Source organism: Streptomyces sp. NPDC001410 (assembly GCF_042895235.1).
Taxonomy (GTDB): Bacteria; Actinomycetota; Actinomycetes; order Streptomycetales; family Streptomycetaceae; genus Streptomyces.
Genome location: NZ_JBIAWE010000005.1, coordinates 37,815 through 55,741, shown reverse-complemented (window position 1 = coordinate 55,741; position 17,927 = coordinate 37,815). Strand labels below are relative to the sequence as shown.

The following is a 17,927-nucleotide window of genomic DNA, read 5'->3' as shown; positions in this document are numbered from 1 at the left end:
TGAATTCGGTATCGGTTCGCTTACAAGCAGCAACCGAGCTGCCGCCCAGGCAGTCAGACGTTGCACAGCACCAGCACCAGAACCGTCACGGAGTACGCCACACCGCACTCAACGGGGAGCGCATATGTACATCAGGGGCGACCACGCCGAGCTGGTCGTCGGGGGCCGCCTCGACGTCCGCAGCGCGGCGGACGCCCGTACGGCCCTGCACTCGGCCGTCGACACCGGAGTCGGCGACCTGGTGCTCGACCTGTCCGAACTGGACTCCTGGGACGCCACCGGACTCGGGGTGATCATGGGCGCCCACCGGCGGGCCGGCCGCTGCGGCCGCCGTCTGGTGCTGCGCGGTGTCCCGCCGCAGATGCAGCGCCTGCTGGTGGCCACCCGGCTGCACCGCATCCTCGCCATCGAGGGCGGCATCGGGGTGGAGTCGCTGCCCCGCGTGTGACGCGTCCCGGGTGAACACCCCGATCGGGTGTGAACCGGGCGACGGGGGAGACCCGGACGCAGCTGCCGAAACGCACGTCGAGGGCAATCCTCACCGGACTGTGATGCTTCGGACCGCGCGGCACCCCGCCCTGTCGTAGATACTGTGCGAAGGTTTAGGGTTCGGTCGCCCGCTGCCTCGCAACCCTCGATCGAGCGGGCCCGGACCAGAAGCGACAGCGCGGTGTGCAGCAGGCCGGGAGGGCCGGTATTTGCCAGGGCACACGACGCTTTTGGGGGGCTTGAACCTATGGACCCGATCACTCCGGGACCCGGGGAGCACGGCCAGGCTCCGAGCCGCCGCCCGCCCCGGGAATCCCTCACCTCCGACTTCGGCCAGAGCACGCCCGCGCTCGCCCGCACGGCGCAGCTGGTCTCCGGCGACTTCCTGCTGACGGTCAATCCGGTCGACGGCAGCGAGATAGAACCCTGCCCGCCGCACGAGCGGCCGGGCCGGCCGCGCAAGCGCACCGCCGCCGAGCGCGCCGAGACCGAGCGCGCCGCGCGGCCGCCCGTGCCGCCGGGTCCGGCGCAGCCCACGCTCGCCCTCCTGGAGCGCCAGGACGACCGCGAACGCCTGGTCCGCCTCCTGGCCCGCGGCCGCTCCGTGCGCCTCACCGGCCCCGCCGGCTCCGGCCGCACCGCCCTGCTCGACCTGGTCGCCGAGGACTGCCTGGACCTCGCCCCCGACGGCGTGGTCCACCTCACCGGCTTCCGCCGCACGGCCACCGATCTCCTGTACGACCTCTTCCACGCCGTCTACGACGCCCCCCTGCACCGGCCCGAACGCGACGAGTTGCTCGAACTGGTCGCCGAGATCGGCGCGGTCGTGGTCGTCGACGACCTGGAGCTGGGCGGCGCCGCCCTGGACGAGCTGCTCGCCGCCACCCCCGAGTGCGCCTTCCTGCTCGGCGCCACCCCGGACGTCCCCGCGCCCGCCGCCGACTCCGACGTCGAGGAGGTCTTCCTCACCGGCCTGGACCGCGCGGCCGGCGTCGAGATCCTGGAGCAGGCCGTCGGCCGGGTCCTCACCGAGGAGGAGGCCAACTGGGCCGGTGACCTGTGGTTCGAGTCCGAGGGCCTGCCGCTGCGGTTCGTCCAGGCCGGCGCCCTGCTCCGGCAGCGCGACCAACTGCGCGCCAGCACCGGCGCGGTGGACGAGTACGGCGTCTTCGAGGACGTACGCGTTCCCGTCGAGGCACCCCTGGACCCGGCGGAGGCGCAGGACGTCCCGCTGCCGTCCCTCGGCGAGGCCGCCGCGCCCGCGCCGCTGCTCGCCTCCCGGCTCAGCGCCTCCGCCCGCGCCACCCTGCGCTTCGCCGTCGCCCTCGGCGGCGAGGTGCCGCACCAGGCGCACCTGCCCGCGCTGGTCGGCGACACCCACGCGGACGCCGCGCTCGGTGAACTCGTGAGCTGCGCACTGGTCTCCCCGGTCGGCTCCCGCTACCGTCTCGCGGCCGGCGTGCCGGCCCAGCTGGAGGCCGCCGGCTACGCCGACGACGCCCCCGCCCGGGCCCTCACCGCCGCCGAGCACTACGCCTGGTGGGCCGGGCACCCCTCGGTCACGCCCGAGCGGGTGTCCGTCGAGGCCGACGCGGTCCTCGCCGCGCTCGCGGTCGTGGTGCCGGACACCGTGCCTCCGGTCGAGGGCGAGGAGAGCGTCGCGGTACGGCTCGCCCGTACGGCCGCGCCCGCCTTCGCCGCCGGGCTGCACTGGAGCGCCTGGGAACGGGCGCTGCGGTCCGGTGCCGAGGCCGCCCGGCTCTCCGGTGAGGTCGCCGAACAGGCCTGGTTCCACCACGAGTTGGGCATCCTCGCGCTCTGCGGCGGACAGCTCGACCGGGCCCGCGCCGAGCTGGAGTCCTCGGGCGGCCTGCGCGCGGCGCTCGCCGACAAGCGGGGCACCGTCGCCGGACGCCGGGCCCTGGCCCTGGTCGCCGACCTCGCGGGCGATGTGCCCGGGCCGATGGCGGGCGAGGAGATACCGGACGCCCGCCACGAGGAGTCGGCGTCGCCCCCCGGTGGGGTGCCGGCGCTCTACCCGGCGTCGTACGCCCCAGCCGACGACACCCTGGTCACCCACCAGCCCCCGTCCCTCAAGTCGCTGGGCGGCATCCGCCGTCTCGCCCGCCGCAACATGGTCGCGGCCGGCTCCGGCGCCCTGCTCGTCGCCGTCCTCGGCACGGTGGTCACGCTCGGCATGACGTCCCACGAGAGCGCGGACAAGAACCCGGCCGGACAGGTAGGCGTCAATCCGTCCGCGAGCCAGGGACTGGACGACGGCGGCCTGGGCGCGGACCCGAAGAAGGACAGCGGCTCGACCAGCAGCGCCGGCACGCCCTCCGACACCCCGACGGACCCGGGCACCGACGGCACCTCGGCCGACCCGTCGTCGCCGTCGGCCACCACCCGGCCCTCCGGCAGCAGCAAGCCGACCGGCGGCAAGACCTCGGGCTCGCCGTCCAGGACGCCCAAGCCGTCGGGCTCGTCCAGCTCGCCGGGCGGCACGACCGGTGGCAGCGGCGGTACGACTTCGGGCGGCACCACCGGGGGTACGACCACCGGCGGTACGACCACGGGCGGCACCACCGGGGGTACGACCACCGGCGGTACGACTTCGGGCGGCACCAGCGGGGGTACGACCACCGGCGGTACGACCACGGGCGGCACCACCGGCGACACAACCACCGGCGGAACCACCACGGGCGGCACCGACGCCGGCACGACCGGAAGCACGACGACCGGTTCGTCGTCCCCCACCTCCAGCGACTCGGCGAGCGCGCCGGTGGGCAGCGGTCCGGCCGTCGTGATGTGACGTCCGGCGCGCACGGCAGAAGGGCGGGTCCGGCACGGACCCGCCCTTCTGCTCGTACCGGGAAAACCGGTCAGAACAGCCGCAGCTTGTCGTCCTCGATCCCGCGCATCGCGTCGTAGTCCAGGACCTGGCAGCCGATGCCGCGGTCCGTGGCGAGGACCCGGGCCTGGGGCTTGATCTCCTGGGCCGCGAAGATGCCGCGGACCGGGGCGAGATGCGGGTCGCGGTTCAACAGGTCGAGGTAGCGCGTGAGTTGCTCCACGCCGTCGATCTCACCGCGGCGCTTGATCTCCACCGCGACCGTCTGCCCGTCCGCGTCCCGGCACAGGATGTCCACCGGGCCGATCGCGGTCATGTACTCGCGGCGGATGAGGGTGTAGCCCTCGCCGAGCGTCTCGATGCGGTCGGCGAGCAGCTCCTGCAGGTGCGCTTCCACGCCGTCCTTGATCAGACCGGGGTCCACGCCGAGTTCGTGCGAGGAGTCGTGGAGGATCTCCTCCATCGTGATGATCAGTTTCTCGCCCGCCTTGTTGACGACGGTCCACACGCCCTCGTCCTCGCCCGTGCCCTCCTTGAGGGTGCACGGCGGCGACATCCAGTTGAGGGGCTTGTAGGCCCGGTCGTCCGCGTGGATGGAGACGCTGCCGTCCGCCTTGACCAGGATCAGACGGGGCGCCGAGGGCAGGTGGGCGGTGAGCCGGCCGGCGTAGTCGACCGAGCATCGGGCAATGACGAGACGCATGGTCGGCAACGCTACTCGACACCCACGGGTAGACGCGATTCGCCCTCCTCACCGCCCGCCCCCACCGTCAACATGGACCCGGTGGGTCACCCCATTCATCCTGGAAACTCTTGTTCATCCCTGGCCGATTGTGTGCCTAAAGGGGCCGTTCCATATACGCATTCTGCTGGTGTGGTCACCGACCGCTGCTTACCGTAGTAAACGGGAGGTCGCGATCTGTGTACTGAGCGTGTTCGATATCGCGAACTTCCTTTTCTGTCAGGCAACCCCTGCTCGTCGGGGGTGCGAGAGGAGAACCCATGTCGCTCGACGTCTCACCGGCCCTACTCGAACAGGCCGAGCGAGGCGAGGTCGACGAAGCAGCTTTCGTCGACTGCGTCCGGACCTCCCTGCCCTATGCGTGGGAGATGATCAGCTCCCTGGTGGCCCAGCTGAAGGTGGACGGCGGAACCTTCGCCGACAACCAGACGCCCCCGCCGGACGAGCAGGCACGCGGTCAGCTGCTGCGTGCGCTCGCGAGTGACGCCATACGCGGTGCGCTGCAGCGGCACTTCGGTGTGCGGCTGGCCTTCCAGAACTGCCATCGGGTGGCGGTGTTCCCTCTGGACGCCTCGGTGGACGAGACATTGGCCCGCTTCACCTCGGTGCGCAGCCAGTTGCTGAACCAGTCGCCGGAGCTTCGGGACTGCTGACGCGCGGCTCCCGTGCTCCCGGCTCGGTGAGCCGCTTGCTTGCCGCTCCACCCACGGGGAGGTGCGTTCGTACTGGGGCGGCAAGCGCCTTACGGCAGAAGGGAGTCGGCGGCCGGTCAGCGCAGCTGGGGCAGCACCTCGGCGCCCAGTCGCCGCAGGTTCTCCTCCGTCGCCGCGAGGTCGCCCGACCCCTCGGCGAGCAGGGCGAACCGGGAGATTCCGGTCCGCTCCGAAGTGGCCGCGAGCCGGTCGGCGGCCAGCCGCGGGGTGCCCACCGGGTGCAGCCCGCAGAGCAGTTCGGTGTACGCGAGCGGATCGCGCATCGCACGCATCCGGCCATCGACCGTGATGTGGGCGTCGAGGCCCTGTTTCAGCCACCCCGGCATCGCCTTCAGCAGCGTCTCCGCCGCGTCCGTGCGCCGGTCCGCGATCTGGCAGACGCCGGCCGAGACATGGGCGGCACCCGCGATCTCCTCGGCCGGCCGTCCCGCGGCCCGCGCGAACTGCCGCCACAGGGCGACCATCTCGGCCTTTTCCTCGTCCCCGACGTGCATGCCGAGCAGCATCGGCAGCCCGCGCTCGGCGGCCAGCCGCACGCTCGCCGGCGAGGTGCAGGCGACCAGGACCTCGGGCCCGGGTGTCTCCGTCAGCGCCTCCGACGGGCGCGGTACGACGGGCACCTCACGGAAGGAGAACCGTTTACCCGAAGCCGACACCGACGGTTCGCGCAGCCAGCGCACCAGCAGATCGAGTGATTCCGGGAACCCGTGCTCGTACGCGTCGAGGCCCGTGCCGAACACCTCCAGGTCCACCCATGGACCGCCGCGCCCCACGCCCAGCGTGAACCGGCCGCCGCTCGTCATATGCAGCAGCGCGGCCTGTTCGCCGAGGGCGACCGGGTGCGCGGTGGGCAGCACACTGACCGCTGTGCCGACCCGGATACGCTGGGTGCGGCCGAGCAGCAACGCGGCCAGGGTGATCGCCGACGGGCATGTGCCGTACGGCACGAAGTGGTGCTCGGCCAGCCACACCGCGTCCAGCCCGGCCTCCTCGGAGACCTCCGCCGAGCGGACCGCCCGGTAAAGGGCCTCCCCCGGCCCCTGGCCCGGGAACTGGGCCGCCAGCACAAAACTTCCTACGTGCATCGCTCTTCCTGCTTCCTTGGCTCCGACCGGAGCTCCCCCAACCGGCATAACCGTCTGACACGTGCCTAGGACACGGCCTGGCGGGGAGATTTGCGGATTGTCTGCAGAATGAGCCGCCCGGGAGGGGGACTTGTGCGGGTTGGCATGCTACGGGTACCCCCCTCGGGGCCGCGTAGGCTGGACGCAGCCCGTGCTTCCTGTATAGCCCCGAGAGGTGTCCCGTGTCCCCGCGTCACAACCGACCGAAGGCAGCCGGGTCGTCCGGCCGGAGGGCCGAGGACGACCGGGCCGGCCGGTACGGCGGATGGCATTCCACCGAGAGCTGGCAGGGCGAGGAGTGGAGCGTGCGCCATGTCGCCGGGGCGAGCGCCGAGGGCAAGACCTACCGCTGCCCCGGCTGCGACCAGATGATCCCCTCCGGTGTCCCGCACGTGGTGGCCTGGCCGGAGCACTCGGGCGTGGACGAGCGCCGCCACTGGCACAAGGCGTGCTGGAACGCGAAGGACCGCCGCACCACCCGGGTGCAGCGGTCCCGCAACGCGCCGAAGTTCTGAGCTGAGCTACACGTCCCGGCTCTGCAGCAGCGCGTAGGCGCCGGCGTACGCGGCCGCCGTCACGCCCAGGATGATCCACAGCGGGTCCCAGCCCGTCGGGCCGGACTCGCTCAGGGTGTTGTTGTAGAAGACGCCCATCTGGCTCGGGATCGAGTACTCGAGCAGTGCCTTCTGCACCTTCTGCAGCGACTCCGCGTTCATGAACAGCGCGAGCACCAGCGGGGCGAGGACCGCGCCGATCATGATCGTGATGGCGCCCGCGGAGTGCCGGATGATCGAGCCGACGAGCAGCGAGAGCAGCCCGAGCAGAGCGATGTAGAGGCTGATGCCGACCGTGGCCTTCAGCCACTCACTGCTGGACGGGGTGCCCGCGCCGTGGCCCTTCAGCATCGACGCGTGCACCATCGCCACGAACGACACGGTGGCCAGCGTCACCACGAAGGCGATCACGAAGAACACGATCGACTTGGCCGCCAGCACCCGGCCCCGGCTCGGGCACGCGGTCATCGTCGTACGGATCATGCCCGTGCCGTACTCGGAGGCCGTGGTCAGCACGCCGAGCGTGATGATGCACATGATGCCGATCAGCAGACCGAAGAAGCCGAGCATGAGCGGGCTCTCGCCGTCCAGGTCGGAGCTGGAGCTCTGCACCGTGAGACCGGCCAGCAGGCCGATGCCGACCACGAGCAGGACGAAGACGCCGAGCGTCCACATCGTCGACCGCACCGACTTGATCTTCGTCCACTCGGACGCCAGCGCGTGCCCGAGGTGGGTGCGCACGACGGGGATCGGCGAGTTGTAACCGGAGTACGGAGCGCCGGGCGCCGCCTGCCACTCGGGCGCGGCTGCGGGTGCCTGCGGCATCGGGGGCTGGTGGGTGCTCATCGGGCGTCCTCGGACTTGGTCAGGTCGGCGGCCGGGGCCGCGGGAGCGGGCTGGGACGGTGCTGCGGCCGGGGCCGCGGGAGCGGCCACCGGAGGCTGCCCCTGCGGGGCCGCGTACGGGTTGGGCGCACCCGCGCCCGGAGCGCCCTGCGCGCCGGCGGGCGCGGCGCCGTACGGCCCCGCGGGCGGCGTGTGCATCGCGAACGGCTGTCCGCCGCCCTGCTGGGGCGGCGGCGGGGCGTACCAGCCCGGCTGGCCCTGGCCGGGAACCGGCATGGGCGGCTGGGCGCCGGGCGGCAGGGGCTGCTGCAGGCCCGCCTTCTGGTCGATGGTCGAGCGGTAGTCGACGGCGCCCTGCGTCATCCGCATGTACGCCTCCTCCAGCGAGGCCTGGTGCGGGGACAGTTCCCACAGGCGTACGTCCGCCTCGTGCGCGAGGTCGCTGATCCGGGGCAGCGGCAGCCCGGTCACGCGCAGCGCGCCGTCCTGCTCCGGCAGCACGTGGCCGCCCGCCTCGGTGAGCGCGGAGGACAGCTTCTCGCGCAGCTGGGGCTCGGTGTCCGGGGTGCGCACCCGCGCGAAGTCGGCGGAGTTGGCGGAGATGAAGTCCGTCACGCTCATGTCGGCGAGCAGCTGTCCGCGCCCGATCACGATGAGGTGGTCGGCGGTCAGCGCCATCTCGCTCATCAGGTGCGAGGAGACGAAGACCGTACGGCCCTCGGCCGCGAGGGCCTTCATCAGGTTGCGCACCCAGAGGATGCCCTCGGGGTCGAGGCCGTTGACCGGCTCGTCGAAGAGCAGCACCTGGGGGTCGCCGAGCAGCGCGGCGGCGATGCCGAGGCGCTGGCCCATGCCGAGCGAGAAGCCCTTGGATCGTTTCCTCGCCACTTCCTGCAGGCCGACGACCCCGAGCACCTCGTCCACCCGCCGGGCCGGGATGCCCGACAGCTGGGCGAGGCTCAGCAGGTGGTTGCGGGCGGCCCGGCCGCCGTGCACCGCCTTGGCGTCGAGCAGGGCGCCCACCTGGCGGGGGGCGTTGGGCAGCTTGCGGTACGGGTAGCCGCCGATGGTCACCGTGCCGGACGTCGGGTTGTCCAGCCCGAGGATCATCCGCATGGTCGTCGACTTGCCCGATCCGTTGGGTCCGAGGAAGCCGGTCACGGCTCCCGGTCGCACCTGGAAGGAAAGGTTGTACACGGCGGTCTTGTCGCCGTAGCGCTTGGTAAGGCCTACAGCCTCGATCATGCTCCGCACCCATCGAAAGGTTCAGGACAGCGGGGCACACGCCCCCGTAAGGGTTAGGAGGATATCCGGGCGCTGACGGTTCCGCCCAAGAGTAAGTAAAGCCAAGGCGGCGCGAAACGTGGCTCGGATGCCTACTGGGCGTCCCGGTGCTTCAGCAGGGCGTAACCGCCCGCGACCGCTGCGATCACCCACAGCGCCATGATCCCCAGCCCGCCCCAGGGGCCGTAGGGCGTGTCGTCGCCGACTCTCGGCACCACCTGCATGATCCGGCTGCCGGCCTGGTCGGGCAGGAAGCGGCCGACCTTCTTCGTGGCGTCGACGTTGCCGAGGATGTTGGAGATCAGGAAGAAGAACGGCATCAGGATGCCGAGCGACAGCATGGGGGAGCGCAGCATCGTGGCGATGCCCATGGAGAACATCGCGATGAGGGCCATGTAGAGCCCGCCGCCGATCACCGCGCGCAGCACACCGGGATCGTCGATCCGGGTGCCGAGGTCGCCGAGCATCGCCTGCCCGAGGAAGAAGGCGGCGAAGCTGGTGACCATGCCGACGGCCAGGGCGAGCGCGCCGGCCACGGCGATCTTGCTGAACAGGAAGGTGCCGCGCCGCGGCACGGCGGCCAGTGAGACGCGGATCATGCCGGTGCTGTACTCGTTGGAGACGACGAGCACCCCGAACACGATCATGGCGAGCTGGCCGAGGGTCATGCCCGCGAAGCTGATGACCGTCGGGTCGAAGGAGAGCCGCTCCCGCAGCGGCATGTTCGCGTACTGGCTCTTCGACAGCGCGGAGATGAGCGTCCCGATGGCGAGCGTGACCACCACGGCGAGCGACAGTGTCCACACCGTGGAGGCGACGGACCGGATCTTGGTCCATTCCGACCGGATGACCTGACGGGCTGCCATGGGCCTCAGGCCCCCTTCCAGCCGGCGCCCCAGTCCTGCGGGGCGGGCGCGGGCGCGGCGTGCGCGTGGTACTCCACCGACTCCGCCGTCAGCTGCATGAACGCCTCCTCCAGCGAGGCCTGCTGCGGGCTCAGCTCGTGCAGCACGATCCCGTACCGCGCGGCCAGCTCCCCGATCCGCTCGGCCTTGCCGCCCGCCACCTCCAGCGCGTCGCCGCCCGCCTCCACGACGGTGATGCCGTCCTCGTGCAGCACGTCCAGCAGCCGCTCACGCTGCGGAGAACGGATCCGTACATAACTGCGTGCGTTCTCCCGGACGAAGTCCGTCATGGAGGTGTCGGCGAGCAGCCGCCCCTGTCCGATGACCACCAGGTGATCCGCGGTCAGCGCCATCTCGCTCATCAGATGACTCGAGACGAACACGGTCCGCCCCTGCGCGGCCAGCGACTTCATCAGGTTCCGGATCCAGTGGATGCCCTCGGGGTCGAGCCCGTTGACGGGCTCGTCGAACATCAGGATCCGCGGATCACCGAGCAGCGCGGCCGCGATCCCGAGCCGCTGGCCCATCCCGTACGAGAACCCCTTGGCCTTCTTCCGCGCCACGGCGGTGAGCCCGACGACGTCGAGCACCTCGTCCACCCGCCGCCTCGGGATCCCGTTGCTCTGCGCGAGACACAGCAGATGGTTGAACGCGGTGCGCCCGCCGTGCACGGCCTTCGCGTCCAGCAGGGCCCCGATGTACGTCAGCGGGTCCTTCAGCTGGGCGTAGTGCAGCCCGTCGATCCGGACGTCCCCGGCGGTGGGCCGGTCCAGTCCGAGGATCATCCGCATGGTCGTGGACTTGCCGGCGCCGTTCGGCCCGAGAAACCCGGTGACGATCCCGGGCCTGACCGTGAAGGTGAGGCCGTCGACCGCCAGCTTCTCGCCGTACCGCTTGGTCAGCCCCGCCAGCTCGATCATGCGGCCACGCTAAGACGGGTGTTGGGCGCCTGCCACTTGAGCGGTCGGAGGGAGTCCGTGCGCCCCTACCGGCGGGTTATGCTCCAGCTCCCCTGAGCAACGGGGGCGGTGCTGGGGAGCGCCGGAAAACAGAACACGGGCGGGGGCGGAAGTGGTTGAGGACAGCAGACCGCGCACGGGGCGGGGCGCGGTGTGGGCGGGGCTGGCGGTCGTCGCGGCCGGGGCCGCGGTCGGGCTCGCGGTGGAGTTCCATGTCCTGGGGTGGACGTCCATTCCCGGCGGCGAGTGCGGCGGCGACGACTGCCCGGAAGGCACCGTCCCCACTCTCCTTCTGGCGTTCCTGCTGACGTTCGTCGGGTTCGGCGTCCTGGCCCGCGCGATCCAGTCGTTCACCGAGCGGCGTCCCGGCAAGGCCGTGCCCGCCGTCCTCACCGTGGCGGGCGTGCTGCTCGCGCTCTGGCCCGGCCGGCAGGCGTACCTGTGGATGCGCGGCCCGGTTCTCGACGCCTCCTGGCAGGCCGCGCCGGACCGGCCGGCGACCGTGCGGGCGCAGGGCGTGTGGACCGTGGGCCGGGACGCCCCGACCGTCGTCCGGGTGCGCGACGACGCGCTCGTCTCCTACGACGCCCACGGCGGTGACCGCCGCTGGACGCTGCGCGCCCCGGTACGCGAGTCGGTGTGCGGGATGAGTGAGCGCGTCGTCGACGGCGTCGGGCTGGTCGCCTTCGCGCGCTACAACAAGCCCTGCGACACGGTGTGGGGTGTCGACACCCGCACCGGCCGCAAGCTGTGGGAGCGGCACATCAACGGCGTCGCTCAGTTCACCTCCGGCAGCGACAGCCTGCTCGCCGCCGACCGGGACGTGGCCGTCGCGCTGACCGACACGGGCGTCCGGGCGTACGGCCTGGCCGACGGCCGACCGCGCTGGAGCGCCGACCTGGACCGGAAGCACCGCGACGGCGAGGCGTGCGCGCCGAGCGTCGTCTCCGCCACCGGCGGCACCACCACGGTCGTGCTGACGTGCGCGACGGCGGACGGCGGCAGCGGACGGCTGGTGACCCTGGACAACACCACCGGCAAGCAGCGCGGCAGCCTGGCCCTGCCCATCGAGAGCCCCGCCGACATGGTCATGGTGCTCTGCGCCGACCCCTTCACCCTCCTGCTGAAGGAACGGGACAGGCGCGGTGTCGCGGCAGTCCTGGCCTACCCCGACCCCCACGGCGACCCGGTGCAGATCCCGCTCACCGGCGACGACGAGGACCTCAAGCCGCTGCCGGGCGCCTACGACACCTTCGAGGCGCGGCCGGCGCTCTGGGCGACCGTCAGCGGGGACACACTCGTCGTCGCCGCGGCCAAGCCGGGTGCCACCTCTGCCGACCGGGTCTCGGGCTACGCGCTGCGCGACGGCCGGCACCTGTGGCACGCCGACCTGGGTGAGGTCGCCGCGCTGGCTCCGGCGGGCCGCGGCCGGGTGGCGGTGCTCGGGAGCGGCCTGCTCGGGAACGGCAGGCTGTGGACGCTCGACACGGCCCACGGCCACCGCATCGGCGAGGACGACGGGACGACGGTGCGCACGGACCGGTACGCCACCGGCGCCCAACTGCTGCGAGCCGGCGACACCTGGGTCGTCGTCAACGGCGACGGCACGAGCCAACCGCCCCTGCTGGGACTGCGCTAGTGCATGCGGAAGGGGCGGTGGGACCGAGTCCCACCGCCCCTCACGGCGTCGTACGACTACCCGTGCCTACCGGGACTGCTGCGCCGGAACGCCCCGGGAGATCGGCTCGTCCTCGGCGGGGGAGCCGGCCGCGGCCACCGCGGCGCCGGTCAGCGTGGCGAGCATCTCGCGGACGTTCGTCAGCTGGGCGTTGATGCTGTCGCGGCGGTTGGTGAGGGCCGCGAGCTCGCGCTCGGATTCCGAGCGGATGCGGTCGGCCTTGGCGTTGGCGTCGGCCACGATGTCCTCGGCCTGGCGCTGGGCCGTCTCCACCGTCTGGCGGGCGCGGCGCTCGGCGTCCGTGCGCAGCTTCTCCGCCTCCAGGCGGAGCTGCTCGGCGCGGTGCTCGATCTCGGCGAGGCGCTTCTCGGCCTTCTGCTGGCGGGAGGCCAGGTCGCGCTCGGACTGCTCGCGGCGCTTGGCGAGGTTCGTCTCGAAGTCGGCGGCGGCCTGCGCGGCCTTGGCGCGGGTCTCCTCGAAGAGGGCGTCCGCCTCCTCGCGCTTGGACTGCGCGTCCTTCTGCGCCTCGGAACGCAGCTGGGCGGCGTCGCTCTTGGCCTTCTCGACGATCCGGACGCCCTCGTCCTCGGCCTTGGCCTTGCGCTCCGCAGCGAACGATTCTGCGTCGTTGCGCACCTGCTGGGCCGCCGACTCGGCCAGCTCGCGGTGCTGCTCGGCCGCGCGCCGGGCCTCCTCGCGCAGATCCTTGGCCTCCTCCTCGGCGAGGCGCAGGATCTTCTCGACACGCGCACCGAGACCGGCGTACGACGGCTCGGCGTCGGTCACCTGGGCCTGGGCGTTCTGCGTCTCGAGGTGGAGCTCCTCGATGCGCTTTTCCAGAGCGGTGATGCGGGCGAGAGCGCTGTCACGGTCGGAGACGAGCTTGGAGATTCGTTCGTCCACCTGAGCGCGGTCGTACCCACGCCGCACAAGCTCGAAGCCGTAGGGGGAAGTGTCGCTCATGGGGTTCCTGTCGAAAGAGACCGGTGAGGTGATAGGGGGAATCCTAGGGGCCGAAGCGGTGTGTCATCGAGCGGATACGTGTTTGATCTGGAGAATGACACCTCTTTTGGGTGGCTGACCGCGGGACGGCTTGCCAAAGACCAGGACAAAGCACCCAGAAGACACCGGAACCCGTGCCACCCGCTAGCCGTCCGACGGCTTGCCACCCGATCGAGGGGCGCCCACGGTGGCGCCCGCCTTGACTCCGCCGTCCTTGCCGGCCGACGGCGCCTCGAAGGACTCCAACGCCTCCAGCACGTCCTGGACACGGGAGATCTCGGCGTTGATGTCCTCGCGCCGGCGCACCAGGATTTCCAGTTCGCGCTTTCCCTCCTCGACCGAGCGCCGAGCCTCGCGGATCGCCTCGGCCTTCAGCTCCTCGGCCTCCCTGATCAAGGACGCCTTCTTCTGCTCGGCCTCCTTGAGCAGGCCCTCCGCCTTCTTGACGGCGGCGATCCGGACCTTGCCCGCTTCGGAGTTGGCCTCCGACACCAGCTCCTTGGCCTTCGCCTGCGCCTTGGCCAGCTGCTCCTCGGCCGCCTTGATCAGCGCGTCGCAGCGGTCGCCGGTGGACTTCATCGTCTCGGCGGCCTCGCGGCGGGCCCGCTCGTGCAGGTCCTCGATCTCGGTCGTGATGCGGTCGCGCAGCTCCTCCGCGCGCTCCCTTATGGCGGTCGCGTCCCGGCGGGCGCCGACCAGCAGCTCGTCCGCGTCGGTACGGGACTTCTCGACCAGCGAGTTGCCCTCGACGGTCGCCTCGGCGACGAGCCGCTCGGCCTCGCTGCGGGCCGCACCCACCATCGTGTCGGCCTGCGACTCCGCGTCCGCGGTGGCTTTGAGCGCCTGCTGCTGGGCCTCGGTGAGCAGCTTGTCCGCCTCGGCCGTGGTCTCCGTGATGAGCGTGTCGACCTGCTCGGCCGCCTCCGAGCGCCGCTTGTTGGCGTCCTTGCGGGCCTCGTCGAGGGTCCGCTCGGACTCCTCGCGCGCCGAGTTGACGAGCCGCTCGGCCTCCGCCTCCGCGTCCGCCCGCAGCCGCTGGGCCTCGATGCGCAGCCGCTCCGCGTGCTGCTGGGCCGAGCCGACCGTCTCGGCGGCCTCGGCGCGCAGCCGCTCCGCGTCGTCGGTGGCGTCCGCCATGAGCTGCTCGGCGCCCGCGACGGCCTCGGCACGGACCCGGTCCGCCTCGGCCACCGTCTCGTTCTGCAGCCGCTCCGCCTCGCTGCGCGCCTCGGTGATGAGCGTGTCCGCCTGCGTCGCCGCGTCCGAGCGGATGCGGTTGGCGTCCTCGCGGGCGTCCGCCCGGGTGCGCGCCGCGGCCTGGTCGGCCTCGGCGAGCGCGTCCGACGCCTCCGTGCGCACCCGCTGTGCGTGCGCGGCCGAGTCCGAGCGCAGCCGCTCGGACTCCGCGAGCGCCTCGGCGACCGTACGCTCGGCGAGCGCCTTGGCGGCCTCCGCCTCCTCGTTCGCCTCGCGCCGGACCCGCGACGCGTCCTCGCTCGCCCGCTCCCGCTCGGCGTAGGCGTCGGCGCGGACCCGGTCCGCCTCCTCCTCGGCCTCCCGGCGGGTACGGTCCGCCGCGTGCTCGGCGGCCGAGCGCAGCCCGGTGATCTCCTCCTGCGCCTGCTCGTGCAGCCCGACGACGGAGTCCCGCACCTGCTGCGCGTGCTGCTCGGCGGCGGACACCATCTCGGTGGCGCGCCGGTCGGCCTCCTCGACCAGCCGGGTCGCCTCGGTCTGCGCGTCCTCCACGCGCCTGCGCGCCGAGGCCAGCAGCTCCTCGCTCTGCTCGCGGGCCCGCTCGCGCTCCTGGTCGGCCTCGGAGCGCGCGGCGCCGAGCAGTTCCTCGGCCTCGCGGCGGCGCCGGGCGGCCTCCTCCTGCGCGGCGGCCAGCGTCTCGGACGCCTCCGTGCCGAGCCGCTCGGCGGCGGCCTGCGCCTCCGCACGGACCCGGTCGGCGGTGTCCTGGGCCTCCGCCTTGAGCCGCTCGGCCTCGGCGGCGGCCTCCGAACGCAGGCGTACGGCGATGGCCTCGCCCTCGGCGCGCGAGGCGGACGCGTCGGACGCGGCCTCCGTGCGCAGCCGTTCGGCCTCGGCCTCGGCCTGCTGCTGGAGCGTACGGATCCGCTCGGCGGCCTCGGCGCGCAGCCGCTCGGTCTCCTCGGCGGCCTCCCGGCGGATCCGGGCAGCCTCCTCGCGGGCGTCGGTGAGCGCCTGCTCGGCCGCGACCAGCCGCTCCTGGGTCTCCGTCTGCAGCCGGGTCAGTTCCTCGGCGGCCTCGGCGCGACGGGCCTCGGCCGCGCGCTCGGTCTCCTCACGCAGCTCACGCGCGGCCTGCTCGGCGTCCGACCTGACCGCCTCGGCCTGTTCACCGGCCTCCTCGCGGAGCCGCTCGGCCTCCTTGCGGGTGCGGTCCAGGGTCTCCTCGGCCTGCCGGCGCAGCGCGGTGGCCCGCTCGATGGCCTCGGTGCGGACCTTCTCGCTGTCCGTGGTGGCCTTCTGCCGCAGCTCGTCGGCGTCCGCCTTGGCCTTGGCCAGCAGCTCCTCGGCGGACTTGGCCGCCTCCTCGATCTGCACCACGGCCTCGCGGCGGGCCTCGGCGCGGATGGACTCGCCCTCGGCGACCGCGTCGGCGCGCAGCTGCTCGGCCTCGCCGCGCAGCCGGCGGGCCTCCTCCTGCAGCTCGACCGTCTTGGCGCGGTACTCCTTGGTGTCGTCCTTCGCCGCGCCCTTGAGCTGCTCGACGATGTCGTGCGCCTCGGCGCGCAGCCGGTCCGCCTCGGCCTCGGCCTCCGTGCGGATCCGCTCGGCCTCCTCGGCTGCGGCCTTGGTGGTTTTCTTGGCTTCGTCCGAGGCCTTGTTGAGGACGTCCTCGGCGGTCTTGGCGGCCTTGGACAGCTGGGTCGCGCTCTCCTCGGCGGTGATCGTGCGGGCCTTCTCGGAGGCCTCCGCGACGATCTTCTCGGCCTCGGCACGGGCGTCCGCGACCAGCTGCTCGGCGTCCGCCTTGGTGGTCTCGGCCTCCTTGGTGGCCTCGCTGACCAGCCGGGCGACCTGCTCCTTGGCCGTACGCGTACGGGTCTCGTTCGCGGCCTCGGCGCTCGACAGCGTCTTGGCGGCGGCCTGCTCGGCCTCCGTGACCAGCTTCTCGGCCTCGGCCTGCGCCTTGCGCAGCGCCTCCTCGGCCTGCGCCATGCGCTCCTCGGCGGCCCGGCTCAGCTCGGTGGCCTGCCGGCGGGCGGCGTCCGACTCGCTGGCGGTGGAGCTGCGCAGCTGCTCGGCGTGGTCGGTGGCCTCCTGCGCCTGCGTGGAGGCGGCGTTCAGCAGCCGCTCGGCGTCCGTGCGCGCGCGGCGCAGGATCTGCTCGGCCTCGGCACGTGCCGCCTCGGCGTCGTTCTGCAGCCGCTGCCGGGCCTCGCCCGTCAGTCGTTCGGCCTCGGCCCGGGCGGCGGCCATGGCCTGGTCGGCCTCGGCGCGGGACTCGTCGAGGAGCCGGCGGGCCTGCGACTCGCTGCGGGCGCGCAGCTGCTCGGCCCACGCCACGTTCTCGTTGACGTGCGACTCGACGGTCTGCCGGCGCTCGGCCAGTTCCTGGTCCAGCTGCTGGCGGCGGGTGACCGCCTCCTGGTGCAGCTCGGCCTGGAGCCGGGCGGCCTGCTCGGCGTGCTCCTGCAGGATGCGCTGGGTCTGCGCCCGGACCTGGCTCAGCTCCCGCTCGGCGTCCTGGCGCAGCTGGTCGGCCTGGATCTGGGCATTACGGAGCAACTGCTCGGCCTGATAACCGATGTCACCGCCGTCATAGGCGGGCCGGGTCATCAGGGTGCGTCGCGCCTCGTGCAGCTTGGCGCGCAGCACCTCGACCTGGTAGCCGAGGTCCTCGGCGTGCTGGATCGCCTTTTCCCGCTCGGTCTTCAGCCGCTTCATCTCGGCCTCGAACCGAGAGAGGTGGTCGACGTCAGCCGCCGGCTCTCGCTCCTGGCTCTCGTAGCCCCGCACTGCGCGGTCCCATCCGTCCCCTGGTCAGCTTCTCCAACGAGCTCCGTCCATCCGCCGAACGGGGCCCCCGGGGAATGGTGTCAGATCAACGGCGGAGCACGGGCTGCTGCCCCGACGCTCGTCCCCCGAAACCCGGACCCCGGCATGCGGCCGACCCCCGCCTACAGGGACGACCGCCCCCAACCCTACCGGCCCTTATGTACGGGGGTCAGTGCTCGGGCGACTCAACAGGGGCCGAAGTGACCAGTTCTGTCAGGACTCCGTGGCAATCCTTGGGGTGCAGGAAGGTGATCCGCGACCCCATGGAGCCGCGACGTGGCTCGTCGTACAGAACGCGTACGCCCTTGCCGCGGATCTCCTCGGAGTCCCCGTCCACATCCGCCGTACCGAAGGCGATGTGGTGGACGCCCTCCCCGTTCTTCGCCAGCCACTTGCCGACCGCGGAGTCCTCGCGGGTCGGCTCCAGCAGCTGGAGGTAGGAGGCGCCGCCGTCGGACGTCTCGTTGATCTTGAGCATGGCCTCTCGCACGCCCTGCTCCTCGTTGACCTCGGTGTGGAACACCTCGAAGCCGTAGGTGGCCTTGTAGAACTCGACGGTCGCGTCGAGGTCGTGACAGGCGATCCCGATGTGGTCGATTCGCGTCAGCATGGATTCAGTGCAGCGCTACGGAGGTGGTTACGCAACGTGCGCGCGATCACACCGACGGCCCGGTGACGGCACGGAGTGCCACTCAGTACATTCGAAGTAAACCCTCGTTCACTCCTCGGCTCTTTTGCAGCTGGAAGGG

The 17,927-nt window shown here is 72.3% G+C and carries 14 protein-coding genes; 5 read left to right on the top strand and 9 right to left on the bottom strand.

Annotated elements, in window-relative coordinates; all coding sequences use genetic code 11:
• Positions 1 to 124: 124 nt before the first annotated feature.
• Entirely contained in the window at positions 125 to 448 is a 324-nt protein-coding gene (locus ACFY3C_RS12005; RefSeq protein WP_030656141.1) for an STAS domain-containing protein, read from the top strand.
• Between the two features lie 288 nt (positions 449 to 736).
• Positions 737 to 3,301, top strand: coding sequence for an ATP-binding protein (locus ACFY3C_RS12000; protein ID WP_390770651.1), 2,565 nt, complete (start codon positions 737 to 739; stop codon positions 3,299 to 3,301).
• Between the two features lie 70 nt (positions 3,302 to 3,371).
• On the opposite strand, the gene nucS is transcribed toward ACFY3C_RS12000, so the two are convergent.
• Positions 3,372 to 4,043, bottom strand: coding sequence for an endonuclease NucS (gene nucS, locus ACFY3C_RS11995; RefSeq protein WP_389181731.1), 672 nt, complete (start codon positions 4,041 to 4,043; stop codon positions 3,372 to 3,374).
• Positions 4,044 to 4,342: 299 nt separating this feature from the next.
• On the opposite strand from nucS, the gene ACFY3C_RS11990 reads away from it, so the two are divergent.
• Entirely contained in the window at positions 4,343 to 4,735 is a 393-nt protein-coding gene (locus tag ACFY3C_RS11990) for an SCO5389 family protein (protein WP_386578965.1), read from the top strand.
• A 116-nt stretch (positions 4,736 to 4,851) separates the two neighbouring features.
• Here ACFY3C_RS11990 and ACFY3C_RS11985 read toward each other — a convergent pair whose 3' ends face one another.
• Entirely contained in the window at positions 4,852 to 5,880 is a 1,029-nt protein-coding gene (locus tag ACFY3C_RS11985; RefSeq protein WP_390770650.1) for an LLM class flavin-dependent oxidoreductase, read from the bottom strand.
• Between the two features lie 221 nt (positions 5,881 to 6,101).
• Here ACFY3C_RS11985 and ACFY3C_RS11980 point away from each other — a divergent pair, with 221 nt between their 5' ends.
• A complete protein-coding gene (locus tag ACFY3C_RS11980; RefSeq protein WP_390770649.1) occupies positions 6,102 to 6,434 on the top strand; it encodes an ATP/GTP-binding protein in 333 nt (110 codons plus the stop codon).
• A gap of 6 nt (positions 6,435 to 6,440) precedes the next feature.
• Here ACFY3C_RS11980 and ACFY3C_RS11975 read toward each other — a convergent pair whose 3' ends face one another.
• From ACFY3C_RS11975 to ACFY3C_RS11960, 4 genes are all read right to left on the bottom strand, one after another.
• Complete coding sequence (locus ACFY3C_RS11975; protein WP_390770648.1) at positions 6,441 to 7,319, bottom strand: ABC transporter permease; 879 nt, start codon at positions 7,317 to 7,319, stop codon at positions 6,441 to 6,443.
• Positions 7,316 to 8,563 carry an ABC transporter ATP-binding protein gene (locus tag ACFY3C_RS11970; protein WP_390770647.1) on the bottom strand — a complete coding sequence of 416 codons (1,248 nt, stop codon included), beginning with the start codon at positions 8,561 to 8,563 and terminating at the stop codon, positions 7,316 to 7,318. The genes ACFY3C_RS11975 and ACFY3C_RS11970 overlap by 4 nt, the downstream gene beginning before the upstream one ends.
• A 131-nt stretch (positions 8,564 to 8,694) precedes the next feature.
• Positions 8,695 to 9,468 (bottom strand): ABC transporter permease, encoded by a 774-nt coding sequence (locus tag ACFY3C_RS11965; protein ID WP_390770646.1) that lies wholly within the window; start codon positions 9,466 to 9,468, stop codon positions 8,695 to 8,697.
• A 5-nt stretch (positions 9,469 to 9,473) separates the two neighbouring features.
• Positions 9,474 to 10,427, bottom strand: coding sequence for an ABC transporter ATP-binding protein (locus ACFY3C_RS11960; RefSeq protein WP_390770645.1), 954 nt, complete (start codon positions 10,425 to 10,427; stop codon positions 9,474 to 9,476).
• 151 nt (positions 10,428 to 10,578) lie between these two features.
• Between ACFY3C_RS11960 and ACFY3C_RS11955 the strand changes: the two genes are divergently transcribed.
• The gene (locus ACFY3C_RS11955) at positions 10,579 to 12,105 is read left to right on the top strand and encodes a PQQ-binding-like beta-propeller repeat protein (RefSeq protein WP_390770644.1); all 1,527 of its coding nucleotides are present in this window, start codon (positions 10,579 to 10,581) and stop codon (positions 12,103 to 12,105) included.
• A 66-nt stretch (positions 12,106 to 12,171) separates the two neighbouring features.
• On the opposite strand, the gene ACFY3C_RS11950 is transcribed toward ACFY3C_RS11955, so the two are convergent.
• From ACFY3C_RS11950 to mce, 3 genes are all read right to left on the bottom strand, one after another.
• The gene (locus ACFY3C_RS11950) at positions 12,172 to 13,107 is read right to left on the bottom strand and encodes a cellulose-binding protein (RefSeq protein ID WP_145883621.1); all 936 of its coding nucleotides are present in this window, start codon (positions 13,105 to 13,107) and stop codon (positions 12,172 to 12,174) included.
• 183 nt (positions 13,108 to 13,290) lie between these two features.
• On the bottom strand, positions 13,291 to 17,139 hold the full coding sequence (gene scy, locus ACFY3C_RS11945) for a polarized growth protein Scy (protein WP_390770643.1): 3,849 nt from the start codon (positions 17,137 to 17,139) through the stop codon (positions 13,291 to 13,293).
• Between the two features lie 208 nt (positions 17,140 to 17,347).
• Positions 17,348 to 17,788 carry a methylmalonyl-CoA epimerase gene (gene mce / locus ACFY3C_RS11940; RefSeq protein WP_145883619.1) on the bottom strand — a complete coding sequence of 147 codons (441 nt, stop codon included), beginning with the start codon at positions 17,786 to 17,788 and terminating at the stop codon, positions 17,348 to 17,350.
• Positions 17,789 to 17,927 lie beyond the last annotated feature (139 nt).